Source organism: Pseudomonas sp. UTLPPB19802 (assembly GCF_059730225.1).
This window is the reverse complement of record NZ_AP048545.1, coordinates 3853060-3872254: the sequence shown is the minus strand read 5'-3', so window position 1 is coordinate 3872254 and position 19195 is coordinate 3853060. Positions and strand designations below refer to the sequence as shown.

The 19195-nt window shown below is 59.4% G+C and carries 17 protein-coding genes; 10 read left to right on the top strand and 7 right to left on the bottom strand.

Annotated elements, in window-relative coordinates:
* The first annotated feature begins 100 nt into the window (after positions 1-100).
* From AC6I6U_RS17195 to AC6I6U_RS17180, 4 genes are all read left to right on the top strand, one after another.
* Positions 101-1450 carry an MFS transporter gene (locus AC6I6U_RS17195; RefSeq protein WP_497877241.1) on the top strand — a complete coding sequence of 450 codons (1350 nt, stop codon included), beginning with the start codon at positions 101-103 and terminating at the stop codon, positions 1448-1450.
* A 99-nt stretch (positions 1451-1549) separates the two neighbouring features.
* The gene (locus AC6I6U_RS17190) at positions 1550-2242 is read left to right on the top strand and encodes a fumarylacetoacetate hydrolase family protein (RefSeq protein WP_497877240.1); all 693 of its coding nucleotides are present in this window, start codon (positions 1550-1552) and stop codon (positions 2240-2242) included.
* Between the two features lie 41 nt (positions 2243-2283).
* Entirely contained in the window at positions 2284-3045 is a 762-nt protein-coding gene (locus AC6I6U_RS17185) for an SDR family oxidoreductase (RefSeq protein WP_497877239.1), read from the top strand.
* 33 nt (positions 3046-3078) lie between these two features.
* Positions 3079-4035, top strand: a complete 957-nt coding sequence (locus AC6I6U_RS17180) for a 2-hydroxyacid dehydrogenase (RefSeq protein WP_497877238.1) — start codon at positions 3079-3081, stop codon at positions 4033-4035.
* 63 nt (positions 4036-4098) lie between these two features.
* Here AC6I6U_RS17180 and AC6I6U_RS17175 read toward each other — a convergent pair whose 3' ends face one another.
* Both AC6I6U_RS17175 and AC6I6U_RS17170 read right to left on the bottom strand, forming a co-directional pair.
* Positions 4099-4575: a MarR family winged helix-turn-helix transcriptional regulator gene (locus tag AC6I6U_RS17175; protein ID WP_497877237.1), complete on the bottom strand. Its 477-nt coding sequence runs from the start codon at positions 4573-4575 to the stop codon at positions 4099-4101.
* Entirely contained in the window at positions 4572-5003 is a 432-nt protein-coding gene (locus AC6I6U_RS17170) for an SRPBCC family protein (protein WP_497877236.1), read from the bottom strand. Before AC6I6U_RS17170 ends, AC6I6U_RS17175 begins: the two co-directional genes overlap by 4 nt.
* Before the next feature lie 430 nt (positions 5004-5433).
* Here AC6I6U_RS17170 and AC6I6U_RS17165 point away from each other — a divergent pair, with 430 nt between their 5' ends.
* From AC6I6U_RS17165 to AC6I6U_RS17155, 3 genes are all read left to right on the top strand, one after another.
* Positions 5434-7086 (top strand): hypothetical protein, encoded by a 1653-nt coding sequence (locus AC6I6U_RS17165; protein WP_497877235.1) that lies wholly within the window; start codon positions 5434-5436, stop codon positions 7084-7086.
* A gap of 140 nt (positions 7087-7226) precedes the next feature.
* Positions 7227-8402 carry an N-methyl-L-tryptophan oxidase gene (solA, locus tag AC6I6U_RS17160; RefSeq protein WP_497877234.1) on the top strand — a complete coding sequence of 392 codons (1176 nt, stop codon included), beginning with the start codon at positions 7227-7229 and terminating at the stop codon, positions 8400-8402.
* A gap of 306 nt (positions 8403-8708) precedes the next feature.
* Positions 8709-10052: a DUF7256 domain-containing protein gene (locus AC6I6U_RS17155; RefSeq protein WP_497877233.1), complete on the top strand. Its 1344-nt coding sequence runs from the start codon at positions 8709-8711 to the stop codon at positions 10050-10052.
* A gap of 339 nt (positions 10053-10391) precedes the next feature.
* Here AC6I6U_RS17155 and dinB read toward each other — a convergent pair whose 3' ends face one another.
* Genes dinB through speD form a run of 5 tightly spaced genes read right to left on the bottom strand, consistent with a single transcriptional unit; the run spans position 10392 to position 16486 of the window.
* Entirely contained in the window at positions 10392-11504 is a 1113-nt protein-coding gene (dinB, locus tag AC6I6U_RS17150) for a DNA polymerase IV (protein ID WP_497877232.1), read from the bottom strand.
* The gene (locus AC6I6U_RS17145) at positions 11497-13437 is read right to left on the bottom strand and encodes an Orn/Lys/Arg family decarboxylase (RefSeq protein ID WP_497877231.1); all 1941 of its coding nucleotides are present in this window, start codon (positions 13435-13437) and stop codon (positions 11497-11499) included. Before AC6I6U_RS17145 ends, dinB begins: the two co-directional genes overlap by 8 nt.
* 36 nt (positions 13438-13473) lie before the next feature.
* Complete coding sequence (locus AC6I6U_RS17140) at positions 13474-14691, bottom strand: MFS transporter (RefSeq protein WP_497877230.1); 1218 nt, start codon at positions 14689-14691, stop codon at positions 13474-13476.
* 15 nt (positions 14692-14706) lie between these two features.
* Positions 14707-16113 carry a coproporphyrinogen-III oxidase family protein gene (locus AC6I6U_RS17135; protein WP_497877229.1) on the bottom strand — a complete coding sequence of 469 codons (1407 nt, stop codon included), beginning with the start codon at positions 16111-16113 and terminating at the stop codon, positions 14707-14709.
* Positions 16097-16486: an adenosylmethionine decarboxylase gene (speD, locus tag AC6I6U_RS17130; RefSeq protein WP_497877228.1), complete on the bottom strand. Its 390-nt coding sequence runs from the start codon at positions 16484-16486 to the stop codon at positions 16097-16099. Before speD ends, AC6I6U_RS17135 begins: the two co-directional genes overlap by 17 nt.
* Before the next feature lie 577 nt (positions 16487-17063).
* On the opposite strand from speD, the gene AC6I6U_RS17125 reads away from it, so the two are divergent.
* The 3 genes from AC6I6U_RS17125 to AC6I6U_RS17115 all read left to right on the top strand — a co-directional run bounded on the left by AC6I6U_RS17125 (position 17064) and on the right by AC6I6U_RS17115 (position 19139).
* The gene (locus AC6I6U_RS17125; RefSeq protein ID WP_497877227.1) at positions 17064-18143 is read left to right on the top strand and encodes a DUF1176 domain-containing protein; all 1080 of its coding nucleotides are present in this window, start codon (positions 17064-17066) and stop codon (positions 18141-18143) included.
* A gap of 143 nt (positions 18144-18286) precedes the next feature.
* Complete coding sequence (locus AC6I6U_RS17120) at positions 18287-18580, top strand: hypothetical protein (RefSeq protein WP_497877226.1); 294 nt, start codon at positions 18287-18289, stop codon at positions 18578-18580.
* Between the two features lie 229 nt (positions 18581-18809).
* A complete protein-coding gene (locus AC6I6U_RS17115) occupies positions 18810-19139 on the top strand; it encodes a DHCW motif cupin fold protein (RefSeq protein WP_497877225.1) in 330 nt (109 codons plus the stop codon).
* Positions 19140-19195: the final 56 nt, after the last annotated feature.

Sequence of the window (19195 nt, the reverse complement as noted above, 5' to 3'; positions counted from 1 at the left end):
CACCCGGTCCGCCCCATGCTTGCCTTGCCCGCGAAATCGCGGGCGACGGACTCGGCTGCGCGCAAGAAACCGCCTACGCCCACAATAACAAGGTCTACTCATGTCGAACTCACACACTCCCCAGAGCAGTGCCGCGTCAGTGGTCGCCGCCCCCATGGAGGCGGCACCGTCCCGCGCCCTGCCGACCCGGCGTCGCTGGATCATGCTGTCGTTGCTGCTGATCGCCACCATCATCAACTACATCGACCGGGTGAACATATCGATCGCCGCCCCGTTCATGGCCAAGGACCTGGGCCTGGACAAGATCGAGATGGGCCTGATCTTTTCCGCCTTCGCCTGGACCTACGCCCTGGCACTGGTACCGGCCGGGTTCATCGCCGACCGCTTCGGCTCGCGGCTCACCTACGGTGTGTCGCTGATCAGTTGGTCGACGGTCACCGTCTGCCAGGGCCTGGCCTCGGGCTTCGCCTCGCTGTTCGGCCTGCGCCTGGCCGTCGGCGCCATGGAGGCTCCGGCCTTCCCCGCCAACAGCCGCGCGGTCACGGTGTGGTTCCCGGCACGGGAACGCGGGATGGCCAGCAGCATCTACGTGTGCGGCCAGTACCTGGGCACGGCGCTGTTCACCGGCGTACTGCTATGGCTCGCCACTACCTATGACTGGCGCCACGTGTTCTACAGCACCGGCCTGATCGGCATCGTCTTCGGCGTGTTCTGGCTGTACGTGTACCGCGACCCGCTGAACTGCAAGAAGGTCAGTCCGGAAGAACTCAAATACATCGAGGCCGGCGGTGGCCTGGTCAAGAGCAGCCAGGAACGCACCCGCCTCAACTGGGGGCAGATCGCCGAACTGTTCCGCTACCGGCAGATCTGGGCGATCTGCATTGGCAAGTTCGCCAGCACCTCGGCGCTGTACTTCTTCCTGACCTGGTTCCCGACCTACCTGATCGAGGAGCGCCACCTGACCATGATCAAGGCCGGGATCTTCGCCGTGCTGCCGTTCGTCGGTGCCACGGTGGGCATCCTGCTGGCCGGTATCGTCTCCGACCTGCTGATCCGTCGCGGCCACTCGATGTCCTTTGCCCGCAAGCTGCCACTGGTGGTCGGCTCGATGCTCGGCATGTCGATCGTACTGGTCAACTTCACCGATTCGAACCTGGTCTGCATCGCCATCCTCACCATCGCCTTCTTCGCCCAGGGCATCGCCTCGGCCTCCTGGGCGGCAGTGTCGGAGGTGGCACCCAAGGAACTGATCGGCCTTACGGGCGGCATCACCAGCCTGGCGGCGAACATCGGCGGCATCGTCACGCCCATCGTGATCGGTGCGATCGTCCATGCCACCGGCTCGTTCGCCTGGGCCTTCTGGTTCATCGGTGGCGTGGCGCTGATCGGCACCCTGTCCTACTCGTTTTTGCTGGGCAAGCTGTATCGCATCGAGCTCAAGGTGCGCTGACCCCACGAACCCGTTTTTTTCCAATACGAGGCGGCTTTCGTCCAACTTCACCCGCGATTGCCGCCGTAAGCTCAAGCCTCCTACAAGGCCAAGAACAAGATGAACATGACCGAATACGTCTTCACCCCCGATATGCCCGTGACCCTGCCGGTAGCCGGCAGCCAGCAACGTTTCCCCGTCGGCCGGGTGTTCTGCGTCGGCCGCAACTATCCCTGGCCGGACAGCCAGGGCCAGGCGCGCAAACCACCGGTGTTCTTCATGAAGCCGGCCAGCAATGTGATCGACGCCAGCGGTGAAGTGCAGTACCCGACGCAAACCGAGGACTTCGCCCATGAAATCGAACTGGTGGTGGCGATCGGTGAAAGCGGCGCCAACATCCCGGAAAGCGAGGCACTGGCCCATGTCTGGGGTTATGCCGCCGGCCTCGACCTGACCCGCCGCGACGTCCAGCGCCAGGCCAAGGAGCAGGGCCTGCCATGGGAAGGTGCCAAGGTCTTCGAAGGCGCTGCACCGATGACCGCCATCATCCCGGTCAGTCGTGCCGGCCACCCCAGCGGTGAGCTGTGGCTGAACGTCAACGGCCAGGAACGCCAGCGCGACAGCCTCGACAACCAGATCTGGTCGGTCAGCGAAGTGATCAGCCGCATCTCCCAGGCCATTCCCCTGCGGGCCGGCGACCTGATCATGACCGGCAGCCCCGCTGGCGTCGACACCCTGCAGCCAGGCGATCTCATCAACGCCGGCATCGACGGCATCGGCCAACTGGAAATGCGCGTCAGCGCTCGCCCTTGAACCCGCACATCGCCCCGGCGAATCGAACAGGAGATAACAACATGTCCAATCCAACCCTGAAAGTAGCCCTCGTCACCGGCGCCGGCAGCGGCATCGGCCGCGCCGTGGCTCTGGGCCTCCTGGCCGACGGATTCAGCGTGGTGCTGGCCGGACGTCGTCCCGAGCCGTTGCAGGAACTGGTCGAGCTGGCCGCCCTCGAAGGGCACAAGGCCCTGGCCGTGCCCACCGACGTGCGTGACCCGCAAAGCGTGGAAAACCTCTTCACCACCATCGACGCCCACTTCGGCCGCCTCGACGTGGTCTTCAACAACGCCGGGATCAATGCCCCGGCCGTGCCCCTCGACGAACTGACCTTCGAACAGTGGCGCAACGTGATCGACACCAACCTCAACGGTGTCTTCCTCTGTGCCCAGGGCGCCTTCGGCCTGATGCGCCGGCAGCAGCCACAAGGCGGGCGGATCATCAACAACGGCTCGATTTCGGCCCACACCCCACGCCCCTTCAGCAGCGCCTACACCGCCAGCAAGCACGCGGTACTCGGCCTGACCAAATCCCTGGCCCTGGACGGCCGCGAATTCAACATCGCCAGCAGCCAGATCGACATCGGCAACGCCCTCACCGATCTCTCGGTACGCATGACCAAGGGCGTGCGCCAGGCCAACGGCACCATCGCCGTCGAGCCGATGGTCGACGTCAAGCACGTCGCCGACGCCGTGCGCTACATGGCCAGCCTGCCGCTGTCGGCCAACGTGCTGAACATGACCGTCATGGCCACCAACATGCCTTTTGCCGGGCGTGGTTAACCCGGCTTTTTTATTCCGCTACGCGAGGTTCACATGAAGCCAGAAGTCCTGCAGCTCAGCCCGATCCTGATTCCGGAAATCAACGCACGGCTCGCCGAACTGTTCACCATCCGCCGCTACTTCGAACAGGCCGACAAGGCCGCCTACATCCAGGAGCACGGTGCCAACATCCGCGGCGTGATCACCGGCGGCCACACCGGCATCACCCAGGCGCTGATGGCGCAACTGCCCAAGCTGGAAGTGGTAGCGGTCAATGGCGTCGGCACCGACGCAGTGGACCTGGCCTACGCCAGGGACCGCGGCATCCGCGTGACCGCGACCATAGGCGCGCTGACCGAAGACGTCGCCGACCTCGCCATCGGCCTGCTGATCTCGGTATGCCGTGGCCTGTGCACCAGTGACCGCTACGTGCGCTCAGGCCACTGGCCCCACAGCCCGACACCACTGGCACCGTTGCCACTGGCACGTCAGGTGTCGGGCATGCGCATCGGCATCGTCGGCATGGGCCGGGTCGGTCGCGCGGTGGCCACCCGCGCCGCCGCGTTCGGCTGCCCGATCAGCTACACCGACCTGCAACCGATGAACGATGTCAGCCACACCTTCGTCGCCGACCTCAAGCAACTGGCCCGCGACAGCGATGCGCTGATTCTCGCGGCGGCCGCGGACAAGGCCGAGGGTCTCATCAACGCCGAAGTGCTCCAGGCGCTGGGCAAGGGGGGTTATCTGGTCAACGTCGCCCGCGGCAAGCTGGTGAATGAGCCCGACCTGGTCGCCGCCCTCGCCGCTGGCGATATTGCCGGCGCTGCGCTGGACGTGTTCGTCGACGAGCCGCGGGTACCGGAAGCGCTGTTCGGCAATGAGCAGGTAGTACTGCAGCCACATCGTGCAAGTGCAACGGTGCAGACCCGTACGCGGATGGGGGAAATGGTGGTGGCCAGCCTGGTGGACAGCTTTGCCGGGAAGGTTGCGCAAGGTAGCGTGACGGACTGAATGCCATCACCGGATGCCGCTTGCGCAAGGTCGCTGTTTCCTGGCCGAGCGCGAGCGCATCCTTCATGTGTGTTCAAGCGGTGCCTGACCGAGCAATGCCTGGAACAGACCGACAAGGCTCGATTGCTGCTCGCCCAACGATGCGAAGAACCGGCGATCGACCGCCTCCACCACCACGATTGCCTTTTGGGCCATGTCCCGCCCCATTTCGGAGACGGAGACGACCTTGGCCCGCGTGTCGGTGGGATGGACGTCCCTGACGAAAAACCCATTGGCCAGCAGCGTCCTGACCACCTGCGAGGTGGTCATCGGATCGCTGCCGGTCAATTGCGAAAGGCGCGCCTGGGTCAGCGGCTCCTTGGCGCCGAACCAGGTGGCGACCGCCAGCATGACAAACTGGGTATGGGTCAGGCCCAACGGCTGCAAGGCGGCGCGCTGCTCGCGTTGCCAGGTGTTGGAGACGCGCCAGAGTAGAAAGCCCGGACTCTCTGACGGCCCCTCATGGTGGGTTGGCAGCGGTTTCGACTTGCTCGGGCTCATGCATTCACCGTGCTTTGCACACGGGCCACCAGTGCACGCAAAACGTCAGGAAAGTCACTGGACACCTGCGCGCAGACTTCCTCGGCGCCCTCTCCCGTAACCTCGATCGAATAGACGATCGAGTGCTTGCCATTGGGCAGCGGCGTGATTTCGTGCCTGACGCGAACAGTGATATCACCGAGCACGGTTTCATCCGTAAACCTGAACGGCGGGTTGACTTCGACCAGTTGCGACCTGAGCACCTCCTGGTCGGGCAACACCATCGTCATCCACGTGCCCTCGGCGAACGGGCCATCGAGTGCGCATGAGTAGACGCCCGCGTTCCAGTCCTTCCATAGGTGAACCGCCTCAAAAAAGGCCCAGATGGTTGCCGCTGGTGCATGGGTCTCGTGGCTGTATGAAGCGCTGGCGTGCAGGCGATTGGACATGGCATATCTCAATTAATAAGTAAACATACTATATGTACACATATTAAACCCGTCAACCGTGATTGGAAGATCGACCGATTGATTTCCACTGGAATGAACGAGCTGTCCACATGGACCGCGCTCGATACTCGATAACCATGCCGCTGCCGAGATGGCCGCGCTCTCGGCAGCGCATCCCGTCAGAGGATGTCTGGGCGAGCCGGGTGTTCAGTGAACAGCAAGATAACTCTCGTTCTCTTGACAGAAATTTCCTAGACAAGCCTGAGCGCTTGCTTGCGCCGGGATCACGGGCACTGGCTCTGGTTTAGTGGCCGTGCTCGGGGTGCCTCGGCGCCCTGACCGTGGCAATGAAGCCACACCCCACTCAAGGCTTGTGGCAAGCGGTTGCCGGGCACGCCTTCGAGACACAGGTATCACTACAAGGATCGTTATGAAAAAGTGTTTTGTTCTCTGTGCACTGGCTTCGGCCCTGGCTGGTTGCAATGCCGATTACAACTTCGATGAAGTGTCCGTCGGAGCCGGCACGCTCGGGTCCCCCCATGCGCTGTACCTCGACATCAAATCCGGCCAGCCGCTCAATGGCAGACTGACGCACATGTCCGGTGACCGGGTGCTGCAGTCGTTCAAGGTGGAAAATGGCAGGGCCGTGGGCGAATGGAAACAATTCGGCCGGGACGGCAGGCTAAGAGTGGAAGGCCAGTTGGAGGCTGGCGTGTTCGTCGGGACGCGGAAGACCTGGTGCCAGGGCGCATTCGCCAGCCAACTGCACAACGTGATGACGGAGAAAGACGGACGTCGTTCCGTGCAGAGCTACGACTGCGCCACCGGCCTGCAGGTCGGCGACAGCACGGTCATTCCAGGCAATGGCGTACGTGTCGGCGAGCAGCGCGAGTGGCGGGTGATCGATGGCGAGCAGCAGTTGACCCTGCTGGAAACCTTCGCCAGCGACGGTTCCGGCAAGCTCGACGGGCTGGTGGAGCACTACGACTACAAGGGCGAGCTCAAGGATCGCGCCACCTACCAGAACGGCGAGCTCAACGGCGTGCTTGAGACCTGGGTGACCAGCGACGGCATCAGAGTACCGGGCTTGAAAGTCACCTACAGCGCAGGCAGGAAGAATGGCCCCTCGGAAATCTACTTCACCAGCGGCTGGCCCGTCGGCACGGTGGCCGAGAAGGGCCAATACCAGGAGGGTCGAGAGGTGGGTGTGTGGGTCCGATACCACGCCGGCGAAGCCTCGGTGCGCGACTACGACAACCCGCCGAACAGAACACCCATGGCCCAACGCTTGTGGACGGCCGCTCGCGGTAACCTACGTTCCTCGGACTGGAGCATGGCCATCAGGGATCTGGATGGCTTCGCTTATTTGTTGCAAAGCTCAGGCATCGATATCAACCAAAGGCTGACCAACCAGGATCGCCCGCTGATCACCATGGCTGCGGACAACACCTACGACTACCTGGTGTCGGCAGGTGCCGATCCGATGGGCACGGATGCCGAGGGAAACACACGCCTGATGAGCTGCCTGGCAAAGCTGAACTTTCTCAACTGCAGCCTTGAACACATGATCATGCTGGCCGGCAAGGAGGACCTCAAGGCGCGCAACGTCTACGGCGATACGACACTGTCGCTGTTTTGCATGCGGGCCGATCAATTGCAAAGGCGCCGTGGCACTGGCAAGCAGATACAGTCACTGTTTCAGGCACTGCTCAACGGCAATGACGTGAACACCAGGGCCTACGGTGGTGAAACTGCGCTGCATGCCTGCATGGCAGGGCACAACCTCAGCTTCGCCCAGGCCCTGGCTGCCGCTGGCGCCAACCTGGATGCCACGGACGTCAACGGCATCACGCCGCTGGTGGCAGTATTCCTCAAGCACTATCGCAATGGCACAAGAAACTACGACATCCGTTGGTCCGAAGAACGGATCCGCTTCGTTGCCAGCTACCTGGACAAGACGGACTTTGGCTTCGACACGCCAGTGCCCGCGTTCGGTAAATCGTTGCGCCAGCTCGTGCTGGAAAACGGTGATACCGCTTCGGCGATGTTGATCGACTCACTGGTGGGCACAGCCAAGGGTTGAACGCCGCATCGGCAGCGTGCCAGAGACGATTCACGCTGGGTCGTTCAGAAAGTCGCCCGAGCATATCGATATACTCTTTTATTGTTTGTTTCCTGAAACCACCTGTTTTCAACTAGCGCCTTTTTGAGCGAGCGCTGTCAGTGAAACACTGTGAAGTCATCGTCATCGGTCTCGGCGCCATGGGCGCCGCCACCGTTTACCAATTGGCCAAGGCGGGGGTCGATGTGGTGGGCATCGACCGCTACGCCCCACCGCATACCCTGGGCTCCAGCCACGGCGATACGCGCATTACCCGGCTTTCCGTTGGCGAAGGCGCCCAGTACGTTCCTATCGTCCGGCGTGCCCAACAGATCTGGCGCGAGCTGGAAGCGCTGTCCGGCGAGTCGTTGTTCGAACAGTCCGGCTTGCTCGCGCTGACCTCCAGCCCAGATTTCGATCCCAACGACAAGAATGACTTCACCCTGCGCACCCTAGGCCTGGCCCAGACCTACGGCATCGAACACGAAGTCCTCGACGCCAACCAGATTCGCCAACGCTTCCCGCAATTTGCCCACGTGCGCGATGACGCCATCGGCTACTTCGAGCCCGGCGGCGGTTTCGTCCGCCCCGAGCGTTGCATCGAGGTGCAGTTGCGCCTGGCAGAGCAGCACGGCGCGACCTTGTACACGGGTGAAACGGTCACCCACATCAGCTCGGATGAGCACGGCGTCACCGTCACCACCGACGCCCGCACGGTAAGGGCCCGCAAGCTGGTGTTCAGCGCCGGCAACTGGGCCGGCGGGTTGCTGGGTGAACCCTTCGACCGACTGCTGAGTGTCTACCGGCAAAAACTGTTCTGGTTCGAACTTGAGCCTGGCGCAGGCCTGGAGGGTGCGTCGCCCACGTTCATCCTCACCCACGGGCGCGGCGACGACAAAGTCAATTACGGCTTTCCCGCCCTGCCCGGCGAAGGCAGCCTGAAGATCGCCACGGCCCAATATCACACCACCTCACAGCCCGACCTGCTGGATCGCGCCGTGTCCCCGGCGGAAGAGCGCGAGATGTACGAGCAGCAAGTGCAAGGCCGTATTGCCGGAGTCACCGACAAGGTCCTCAAGTCCGCCGTATGCGCCTACACCGTCACCCCGGATCGCCACTTCATCATCGACGAACACCCCAGGCTGCAACACACCCTGGTGGTTTGCGCCTGCTCGGGCCACGGTTTCAAGCACTCGGCCGCCTTGGGCGAAGCCTTCGCCCAGTGGTGTACCCAGGGTTCCAGCGACCTGGACCTGTCCTTTTTCACCCTTGAACGGTTCAAAGGAAAATACTCGTGAAGCGCATCGCCGCCGCCATCGGTGCCACCCAGGCCGAAGCGCTGAAGATTGCCGTGGTGCCCGTGCCTCAAGATCCTGTACCTCCTCAAGCCTGAGCTGGCCAGCTCCAACTGCAAACCGGCAAGGGGTGTAGCGCACCTGATGAACTGGCACAATTGAGAATGGACTCGGTACTGGATAAACAGGGCGCCAACGCGGTCTGTTAATGGAGCTCAGTGACTGGGCGGGAACCTGCCCTTCCCGCTCGGCGCTTTCGGCCCGCACATTTCCACGCCCCACCTCTCAAAGAACCAAGGATCTTCAAGCATGAAAGCAGCCCGGATAGCGACACTGCGGCCGATGATGCCCGTCGAGGAACTCGCCCGCCTGATGGGCAGCAAGTGGTCGCCGCCCGACAGTGACGGGCGCGTGCCCGATACCTTTTCCAGAGGGTTCGGCGTACGAGTGGATGCTGCCGGCAAAATCGGCATGGTAGCTTTCTACAAGACGTTCCAGGCAAAGGAGATGATCGAGGGCCTGTACATCGGCATGCCGCTGGCCGATGCCCTGGCTGCCCGCCCCGGCTTGCAGCTCCTGCCTGCCAACCCGGAGATTCCTGCCGACTGGACGCAATATGCCGACCAGACGGAAGCTGGCCTTGCCCTGCTCATGCGCGTACGCGACCAGCAGGTTGGCGCCCTGGAGATCAGCAATCCCGATGCGGTCTACCCCGAGCCCGAAAAATTGCTGGCCGACCCGCGACTGACCCTCGCCTATGACCTGCTGCGCGAGCCCCAGGCTCCGCAACCCGCGACCCATCGTGGCACACAGTGGAGCGGTGGCTGGAGCCTTGGCCTTCCTCCTGGCATCACCCAGCACCAGTGGCCCCTGAGCAAGACTCTCGGCTACCCGCTGCGCCACGCCTTCACCATGCACCTGCCCGCGCAATACCGTACGCAGGGTGCGGACTACGTGGCGCTCAGCCTATTTGTCGACGACCAGCTTGAAGAACTGCCGTCCAACGAGGCGATAGAAGAATTCTTCGCCACCGAGCTGTCGGACCAGCCCCCCAGCGACCCGGCACTGATCCCTTTCTGGGAACACCGTCGGGCGCGCCACCCCATGAGCTTCGAGATGACCGACATCCTGGGTACGGAATACGTGGCGGTCTGGCTGACCCAGGAAGAGTTCGATGGCGCGCTTTGCCCGGTGCCCGACTTGGCGGGCAACCCCTTGCTGGAGCAAGCGCCTGGCTGGCTGGAGCAAAGCTATGCCGATTACTTCCACTCCATGAAAATCCACAATTTCGATACGCCCGCCTATGCCTGGCTGCCGGGTGAAGGCCGTGCGGCGGGCATTGAAACGGCGTTCCCCATCCGTGCGCAGGTACGCGAAGGCGACCCGAATGCCGGCAAGCCGCCACGTGAATGGGATCATGAATGTAGAGACAGCGGCTACGTAACGGCCTTCAGCGAACAAGGCGAAGCGCTCGACCTGACACGCCTGCACGGGCGCAACCACCTGGGCGGCACGATGTTTCCTGAACAGGCCTATCCCGAGTTCGGCCCCTATTACCTGGAGTTCGAAGAGGACTTTGGCGGCTTCAACTTCGGCGGCGGCAATGGGCAGTTGGACTTGCAGAAGATGGAGTTGAATTGGGCGTGTGGTTGATGGTTGCCGTGAGCAAACCTCAGGTCAAGTCAATGCAGTTAGCGGTCGGGCAGGCAAGCTGAAGTTGGCTGCCGCCCCCGTCTAGAGTTACTGTTGTGACAACAGCTCTTTTCCTGTGCCCCACGGCCAGCGGTTAACCCGCCGGTTCGATTCATGGCCTAATACCACCGCCCCCATGCCCAGGTAGTACTCTTATGGCTCGCCCTCTCGTCGCCCTGCTCCTCGCCGCCACCAGTTGCGCCGCCTACGCTCAAGAACAGGTACCTCTCTACCGGGAGGTCAAGGATTGGGTGATTGCGTGCGGCAACGTGAGCAACTCCTCGCAGCGCTGCGGATTGTCTACCAAGGCAGCTCCAATTGCAGTCGATTCGACTCCTTGCGCCTGATCTTGACCGAGACACCGACCAGGCGCACTGCTCGCCCCTGACGCTTGGTGTCCCAGAGCCTGCGACACAGGCCATACACCACCTCAGAACACAGATCCAATGCTGGAGCCTCAGTGCTGGCGATAGAAAAATCGGCGAACTTGAGTTTGACTTGGTTCCGGACGATGTGAGGTTCTTCATCCAGTTCGGCCAGGCGAACCCGTAACTCTGCCATCAATGCCTCAAGCTGCTCGCCACAGGCTGCAAGCTCTTGGCAATCGGCCGGTAAGGTATGCTCCACGCCGACTGAGCGTAGTTCACTGGTCTTCTCCTCATACTCCTCCTTACCTTGGCAACGCTCCCAGACGTAAAAGCCATGCAGCCCCAGGTAACGTAGCAGAGCCGGGATCTTGTCATGAGTGACATCACCACACAGGTGACAACCGAGGTTGCCGAGCACAGCCCAGGTCTTCGGGCCTACGCCGGGGATCTTGCGGATGTCCAGGGTTGAGAGAAATCCCTTGACCTCATTGGGCGCGACCACGAACTGTCCATTAGGCTTGTTCACTTCAGAGGCGATCTTGGCCAGGTATTTCAACGGTGCAATGCCAGCCGATGCCGTCAGGTTGAGTTCCTGCTCGATGGCGGCACGGATCTTTATGGCCATGTAAGTGGCCGAACCGTTGCAATGGAGCTGTCCCGTCACGTCCAGGGTGGCTTCGTCCAATGAGAGGAACTCGACTCTGTTGGTATAGCGCCTGAAGATGGTATCAAGCTGGCGGGTGATCTGTTCATAGCGCTCAAAGTGCACCGGTAGCATTACCAGGTCCGGACACAAACGCTGAGCCGTGGCCGTGGCCATGCCGCTCTTTACTCCGAACTGCCTTGCCTGATAACTGGCAGTACTGATCACTCCGCGTTCAGCGGCGCTACCACCTACTGCCACGGGTCGATCACGCAACCATGGGGCCTGAAGCAACTCGACGGACACGAAGAATGAGTCCATGTCGACATGAATGAACTTGCGTTCATCATCCGGCCGGGTAGCACCAGAATCAGGTAACCGGTCATCATCTTGATCAATCAAGCACATACACCCCAAATGCGCTCGCGCCCTCTGCATCCAAAATTTCATGAATGCCCTGAATATGAGGTGCAAAGGCTGGATAAGCCATGACCATGGCCTCAATTGCGCGCAGGTACTTCACGAGGGCATTGGTCCAGCGCTCCCCAGGTGCGATACACATGACTCCGGGGGGGTAAGGAATCACCCCTTCTGCTGCCACCTTGCCAAAGGCCAGATCGATTCTCGTCAGCCTGGCCTCGCCACGGACGAACTGCTGGTTGGCCGCATAGGGTGAGCGGTCGCTGACTGCCAAGTCGATGGCACTGAAGATATCACTCTGCCGTCGCTCCACTTCGTGGGTGGCATAAAGACCGCTGATGCGCTGACAGAGTGCCAAGAGTGAAAGGCCCTCGTAGGCATCTGGAGCATGCTGCAGTGAAGGCAACGCCACGAGAGCAGGAACGTGCTCCTGCAGGTATCGTTCGAATGTATTCAGACACGCGGCCAACCGCCTCAACCCATCCATATCACTTGAAGGGGTCATCAGCAACGTAAAGTTATAGAAGTCGGTTTTCTCCGGGGTGAACCCGTTGTCACGCAGGAACATCGTCACGACACAAGCCGGAATGTCGAGCTCGCCACGGGTGGTGAAGATTGCCTTGCAAGGGTCGATATGATGCAGGCCTGGCTCTATCGCCACCGCCCCCTGCGGGTGGTACGCCGTTTCCCCCTGCCGGCACGACTCACCTGCCAAAGGCTTGATGAACCGACACTGCCGACTCATCTCCTCACGCAACAACCATGCGGCATCAGAAGCATGTCGCCACTGATGCACTCCTCCGCCATCGGCAAGCATTGCCGCGTTTACTTCGAGCGACATAAACAGCGGATAGGACGGACTGGTCGAAGCATGCTGCATGAAGGCCCCGTTAAACACCGGTCTGGCGCAATAGCGAGGCAAATGCTGGATATGCAGGTCCTTCTTGTGGATCTGCGAAGTTTGCGAGAGGCCCGACATTTGCTTATGCACCGACTGGGTCACAAGAATGCCTGGAGAGTGTTCGGTCAGTGGCGCGACCAGCGGCGATAATCCAGCCAGCTCCGGGAGGAAGGGTTCATAACCTGCCCAGGCACTGTCAAAGAGCACGTAATCACACAGGTGCCCGATCCGTGCCAGTAGCGCCGACGCATCGACCATCACACCATCGCAAGTGGCATGTTGAACTACAGCCAGACGAAATGGCCGTGGTTGTCGGGCCCTTTGTGCGCAGAGACATGCTGCTTTTTCGCGCAAGCAGGTCTCGTCGAGCGCCCCCGCACGATACCCTCCCAGGATACCCCGCTCATCCCGGACATTCCCGAGATATACTGGCTGAGCACCGCACTGCACAAGGGCACCGAGAAAAACGGACTTGTGATTGTTACGATCCATCAGCACCAGGTCACCTGCTGCCAGCAGAGCGCTGGCGACCACTTTGTTTGCGGTGGAGGTGCCATTGAGTACGAACCAGGTTTCATCCGCACCAAACACCCTGGCAGCCAATTTCTCCGCATCATTCACAGGTCCTTCATGGCAAAGGACATCCCCCAGTTCCGGAGCGGCGTGAGGCACGTCAACCCTGAACACACCTGGCCCCAACAACTGCCTGAAACGCGCACCGGCCGGGTGTCGTTCCAGGCAATCCCCCCCTTGATGTCCCGGACAAGCATAGGTAGGCCGCTGCTGTGCAACGAAGTCCGCCACTGTACGAGTGAACGGTGGTAATGCACGTCGCTCATAAGCCTGCGCGGCAGCGATGACGCTGCACTTTTCCGAGCCAGACGCACCACTGATGAACAGAGGTATCCCCCAACGCGTCACGGCATCGATGACGCGTTCATCCCGAGCATCTTCAGGTGCTAGCAACAGCGCCGAGGCGTACGCCAGGTTATCAAGCGCGTCCAAAGTGACCATATCGAGATCGCCCAGCCATCCAGGGCAAGGCCCGCACTAAGCACGATTTTTGGCATCATCCGAGCTTCCTTTCATATTCCAGCGCAAGGGCGCAATGAACAACATCAACGTCATCCAGATGAAGGTCGCCGGCCCCGCCAGCATGAAAACCAGGCTGGCGATCAGGCCCGAGACGGCGTCACCGACAACGGCGGTGAAGTAATAGAGGGAGAAATTCCTGCCCACCTGGCGATCATCGGACAGGAACTGGATATTGGTCACGATGGCAATATCTACGAAGGCACCGACGAATCCAACCACGAACAGGATCGCCAGGAATACCCAATTGTGGACCTGCAGCGCGACTGCAGCGGCAAAGAACAACGCACCGTACAACGCCCAGTAGCGCAGTACCAGGCGCGCGCTGGTATGCCTGTTGAAGCGGGTGTACAGAATGCCTCCCAACACAGTGCCAGCCGCAAGCAGCGAAAAGACATAGCCGACGGCCGCTTCCGAGCCAAAGTGCTCCAACACCGATGCCGGCAGGATGAAGCGGACCACCGATGTAGCGAACATCGCACACAGCGTGGTGCAACAGATCACTGCAAACAGCGGAGCATTGCTCACCCGCAATTCACCTACGCTGCGGACCGCATCGCCAATCACTGATCTTCCGTCGAAGGCGACCTTCACGTTCACCTTTCCTGGCAGCAGCGTGGCGATGCTGATGGCCGACAGTGCAAGGCATACGGCGAAGAACAGGAAAGTCGATGTGCTTCCCAGAGACAACGCAAAGGCAGAGAACACCAGCGGTCCGAGAATGGAGGAAGAGTCTTCGATGACCTGAATACCACTGTTCACCGACGACAGCTGACCCTTTTCCACGATGTCCGGGAAATATGCCCGGAAGGTCGGTACATAGAGGCAGTCCAGGGCCGTCATCAGCATCGCCAGGCTGGTGACCACCGCCAACCCCGGTGTTGAAAAAGCAAAAAGAGCAAAGAAGGCCAATGCCAACAGGCTCTTCGCAAGCTCCACTCCAACCAGTGTGCGACGCTTTTGGCAATTGTCCGCCAACCAGCCGCCAATAGGGGAAAACAGTGCGCTGGGCAGGTACCGAAAGAAGTACACCATGCCGATCAGCAACAAGTTTACTTCGGCCATGGACACCACCACAACGGCAAATGCCGTTTCGAAGGCGAACTCACCGCACCTAGAGAAGAAGTAGCCGACCGAGAGCCTGCGTGTACTGCGATTAAAATTCAACGCTTGCATGTCGACACTTGCCCCTCAACCCGCCGCATAGATCAATTCGTCCTGAGTCATATCGCGCCCGGACGTATCGAGCCGCTCGAATACCAGTTGCTTGAGTATGTTCTGCTCACTTTCGGGAATCAGGTAGAACATGATGTTGCTGTACCAAAGCCAGCCCAGGCGGGTCAGACGGTAGTGATGCTCCCCTTCAATAACCAAATCCGCCTCGATCAAAGCAGAGATCCGGTCCATCAATCCTGGGGGCATTCGCTGCATTTCGACCAGGCGTTTATCCACGCTGCCATGGTAAGCCAAGCGCAACACAAGTGGCTTCACAACATCGAGCACGGGGTCATGCTGACTGACCTGGCAAATATATTCGCCGCCCATCATCGTCCTGATGTACTTTTCACGCAGGGGAGTATTGGTGATTACGTTACCCGCCACTGACGAAATGGCCCTCACACCAAAACCGAGTAAGTCGTGATCGGCGTATCCATAGACGTGCTCGTGGTAAATAAAGGAATAATCATCGGTAATTAATGGGACATCAGCTCCCGGCCGATAGACATAGCCATGACCGTTGTAAGGGACGTAGCCACGCTGGCGCATGTGCGCATCGATCATGAACTTCATGTTGAGTTTGCGCATCGCCGGCATGACTTCCGGGAAGCGTGCGCGGATCTGCCTATGCAGTTTCACCGAGGTAGCTGCATTGTTTATCGGATAGATATCGATATTGCTCAGACCCAGTTCGATGGCCTTCTCAATGTCTGCCAGGGTCTGGCGCTCACTGCTGCCATTCATACCGTACATGATGTCACACAGTACATACTCAAAGTGCTCACGCAACAATTCTGCGGCTCGCTCGACCTTGCCGATATCAGGATCGAGATTGAATAACTGCCGCCATTGTGGATCGATGGTTTGCAAGCCAAAACGAGCATGGGTCACACCGATGTCAGCCAACGCTTGCGCACGGGCTTTAGTCACACTGGTAACGTTGAACTCGAACGAAAATTCCTCCACCGTATCCATTTCGAAATGCTCGTGCAGCGACTCGCCAATGGCTCGAATATTATCTGCAGAAAGCAATGAAGGCGTACCACCCCCAAAAAAGATCGCTCGCACGGGGATAGCCTTGAGATCCGTCAGGCGTGATTTATATTCGATTTCCCGAATCAGTGCCTGGGCATATCTATCAATGTCTTGATCATCCTTATACAACCCACGGGTAAACGGGCAGAATGAACAAATAGCCTCACAGAACGGCACATGAAAGTACAATGCTCGCGACCGGGCCCGTCGATTGGCACCCTCGAGAATTTCCGTCAACAGCTCTTCACTAGGTTGGAAAACGTTGAAAGATTGTGAAGGAAAGAAAAAGTTGTACAGGGGAAACTGATAGTCAAACTTTATCAAGCCATTATTGACAAGCCGCATGTTCCACCTCCTGCAGACTGCTCAGAGCGCTGCCTCGCAATAATGTGCGCCGATTGACGTCGACATCCCGCCCAAAAAACTCGGCGATGCCTTCATTTATATCGTTATTATATTTTCCGCACGTGTAGACATCGATACTGATATAGCCACTCTCCGGATAGGTATGATAGGAAAGGTGTGACTCGGACAACAGGAACAGTCCCGTAACCCCCTCACCGCCGGCAGAGAATTTATGAACCATATCACTGATAACGGTGAACCCCGAAGCTCGCAATGTGACCAGAAAGAAACGGTGCAGTGCGTCTTCATTACGCAACAACTGCGAACTAGCACCAGTAATATCCCAAATAGTGTGATAACCCCGATCATCCATAGTTCATGACTCCCTTTTTTCAGGAGAAAATAAAAGGAGTGGTCACACGGACCACCCCTAGGCATCACCACATGCAAACACCCTTAGTGGTTACGCCGATCACATCAGTTTTGAAGAGTTCAATTGCAGACTTCATGATGCATCTCCTTATGTTTAAGTTATAGGCCCATCTTTCGAAGGGACGAAGGAAATTTAGCAACCACCCCAATAAAAAACAAACGTATGCCTGTAAAAAATAGTTTCCACAACCTAGCAAAAACCCAGAAACAAATAATAAACACCGGCACAACCTACTCATTTCACAAAAATGAAATATCCATAAACATTTTTATTGGGCAATAGTTTAAAACTCAACTAGCACAAAAATAAATACTATTCATCCGCAACGTAACGCTCGTGACTCCTAGCCACCTGATGGTCATCGGGCGGCACTGGATAGTGGCCACGATGGCGATATCGACGAAACGCTGATTGCCGAGGGTTTCGCATTCAGCAGCCATGGGTGCAGTAAGTCGGGTTTCGATACGAAGTGATTCATGGCCTAATAGCGCCGTCCACCATGCACTGGAATGCTCTCATGGCCCGCCCTCTCTTCGCCCTGCTCCTCGCCGTCACCACCTGCACTGCCTACGCCGAAGAGCAGGTCCCGCTTTACCGGGTAATCAAGGATTGGGTGATCGCTTGCGATAACACTCGCGCGTGCACCGCGATCGGCGCAGTCCCCATGCGGGACGATACCGGCAACAAGCTCACCTTCAGCCTGCGCATCACCCGCGAAGCGGGGCCTCAAGGCGCATTGCGGGTCGGAGCGTTCAGCTATAACGCCGTTACTGGCAGGCCACTGCTCGACGGCAAGACACTGCACACGTCCATGGCGGCTGGCGAGCAGAGGGACGAGGATGTACCCGAGGTACTGAGCGCAAAAGGCGATAAGGCCAAGGCGCTGATCGCCGAGTTGCGTAATGGCAATGAACTGATCCTTCCTACCAAGGATGGCCAGTCGTTCGCCTCCCTTTCCGGCATGAGCGGGGCACTGCTGTTGATGGACTCGGTGCAGGGTCGTGTCGGCAGCGTCACGGCCCTGGTGCGCCAGGGGCCGGCCACCGCCAACGATGTAGCGCCCGCCCCTCCTGTACTGCCCTTGCCCGAACGGTACGCCCCCGTGGCGCTGGACAAGGCTCAGGCCCAGCACATACGGGACACGGCCATGGCGGCCACGCGCGCGTCATGGCAGCAGGATCAACTCGACGATACACCTGCTGAAGGCGAAGCCTTTGCCTTGAGTGATAGCAAGGCGCTGGTGATCATCAGGACCGATTGCGCAGCGTACAACTGTTCATACCGCCTGTATGAGATGCCCATTGCCCACCCCGAGCAAGCTCGTCCGGTCACGATCGACGAAGTTCCCCGCATGCCGGACATGGTGCCCAATGGCGGCATCCAGTTCGATCCGGCCACCGGGGAACTCAGCAGCCATGCACTGGCAATGAGCATGGGCGGATGCGGTACCTCACTACGCTGGCGCTACGACGGCAGCGCTTTCAGGCTGATCCACGCAGCGCAAATGACCACCTGCATGGGGCTGGACGAAGCCTACTGGCCCGTGCTGTGGCGAAGCCAAGTGAGCCCGACCACTCGGCGCGCACGCGCAAAGTGATTCAGGCCCGCAGGGCATGACCGCCTGTCGTCCCTGTCATTTCTGACAGTATCGGGCTCGCCCCAAACACAGGAAACTCCTGCCCATCTGAAAAGGTATTCAGGTGGTCTTTCAGGTCATCACTCAATGATCAGGAGTCATGTATGACCAACCATGTCATAGATTCACATACCGTCAACGCCCAGCCGAATGACACCCTTGAAATCACCAAATGGCCTGGCGCGCAGCGTGCTGGCGACATGGCCCTCCTCATAGGCAATCTTCCAATACAAGAGGGCCAGATTACCCCCGCCTATTCGGCGACGGTGGCGCACACCAGCGAAGGGTCCGTCAAAGTGGTCAAGGTAACCGTTCCAGACATTCCCCGAGGGTTCTACAGCCTGCATCTTCATACGGGCGGCTCATTCATTCGGGTGGTCGGTGTTCAACTCAGGTAACCAGTGGATCGGCGGGTGTCCCGAATGACTGATTCGCGACGCCAGTCACGACACGATCACTGGCAGCCTACTACAGGTCTCGACGTGAGACCTGTAGTACGCGCGCTCTCCACTGTGCCATCCACCACAACAAAAGCGTGCTGTATGGCGCAATCAAGGCTGGTCTGTATCTATCGGCAGGAATACCCCAACAGTACGATTCGGGCTCGATCTATTGAATGAGGCGGCCATGGAGCTGACAACCATACCTTTTGGAACGACCGACTGGTCGAAGATTGAAGCCACCGAGCATCCGGGAGTGACCGGTACTGCGTACTGGCGTACCGGTCAGTTCGGGACGATACGAGTTCGAATGGTTGAATACAGTCCGGGCTACCTGGCCGATCATTGGTGTCACAAGGGACACATCCTGCTCTGCCTGGAAGGCCAACTCGATACCGAGTTGGAGGATGGCCGCGAGTTCACGCTAACAACGGGCATGAGCTATCAAGTAGGCGACAACGAGGAAGCACACCGCTCATCAACCGCTACCGGTGCCAAGCTGTTTATTGTGGACTGATGGGCCGACAGCGATTTGCGTAGACGGCTAGAGCAATTCGCCAATGGGCGAAAACT

Coding starts and splice junctions, on each gene's coding strand:
- AC6I6U_RS17170 (WP_497877236.1), bottom strand. CDS start 5,003: ATGTCCAATCGCCTGCACGCCAGCGCTTCATACAGCCACGAGACCCAT.
- AC6I6U_RS17180 (WP_497877238.1), top strand. CDS start 3,079: ATGAAGCCAGAAGTCCTGCAGCTCAGCCCGATCCTGATTCCGGAAATC.
- AC6I6U_RS17135 (WP_497877229.1), bottom strand. CDS start 16,113: ATGCGGCTTGTCAATAATGGCTTGATAAAGTTTGACTATCAGTTTCCC.
- AC6I6U_RS17140 (WP_497877230.1), bottom strand. CDS start 14,691: ATGCAAGCGTTGAATTTTAATCGCAGTACACGCAGGCTCTCGGTCGGC.
- AC6I6U_RS17155 (WP_497877233.1), top strand. CDS start 8,709: ATGAAAGCAGCCCGGATAGCGACACTGCGGCCGATGATGCCCGTCGAG.
- AC6I6U_RS17115 (WP_497877225.1), top strand. CDS start 18,810: ATGGAGCTGACAACCATACCTTTTGGAACGACCGACTGGTCGAAGATT.
- AC6I6U_RS17175 (WP_497877237.1), bottom strand. CDS start 4,575: ATGAGCCCGAGCAAGTCGAAACCGCTGCCAACCCACCATGAGGGGCCG.
- speD (WP_497877228.1), bottom strand. CDS start 16,486: ATGGATGATCGGGGTTATCACACTATTTGGGATATTACTGGTGCTAGT.
- AC6I6U_RS17125 (WP_497877227.1), top strand. CDS start 17,064: ATGGCCCGCCCTCTCTTCGCCCTGCTCCTCGCCGTCACCACCTGCACT.
- AC6I6U_RS17190 (WP_497877240.1), top strand. CDS start 1,550: ATGAACATGACCGAATACGTCTTCACCCCCGATATGCCCGTGACCCTG.
- AC6I6U_RS17195 (WP_497877241.1), top strand. CDS start 101: ATGTCGAACTCACACACTCCCCAGAGCAGTGCCGCGTCAGTGGTCGCC.
- AC6I6U_RS17145 (WP_497877231.1), bottom strand. CDS start 13,437: ATGGTCACTTTGGACGCGCTTGATAACCTGGCGTACGCCTCGGCGCTG.
- AC6I6U_RS17120 (WP_497877226.1), top strand. CDS start 18,287: ATGACCAACCATGTCATAGATTCACATACCGTCAACGCCCAGCCGAAT.
- AC6I6U_RS17185 (WP_497877239.1), top strand. CDS start 2,284: ATGTCCAATCCAACCCTGAAAGTAGCCCTCGTCACCGGCGCCGGCAGC.
- AC6I6U_RS17165 (WP_497877235.1), top strand. CDS start 5,434: ATGAAAAAGTGTTTTGTTCTCTGTGCACTGGCTTCGGCCCTGGCTGGT.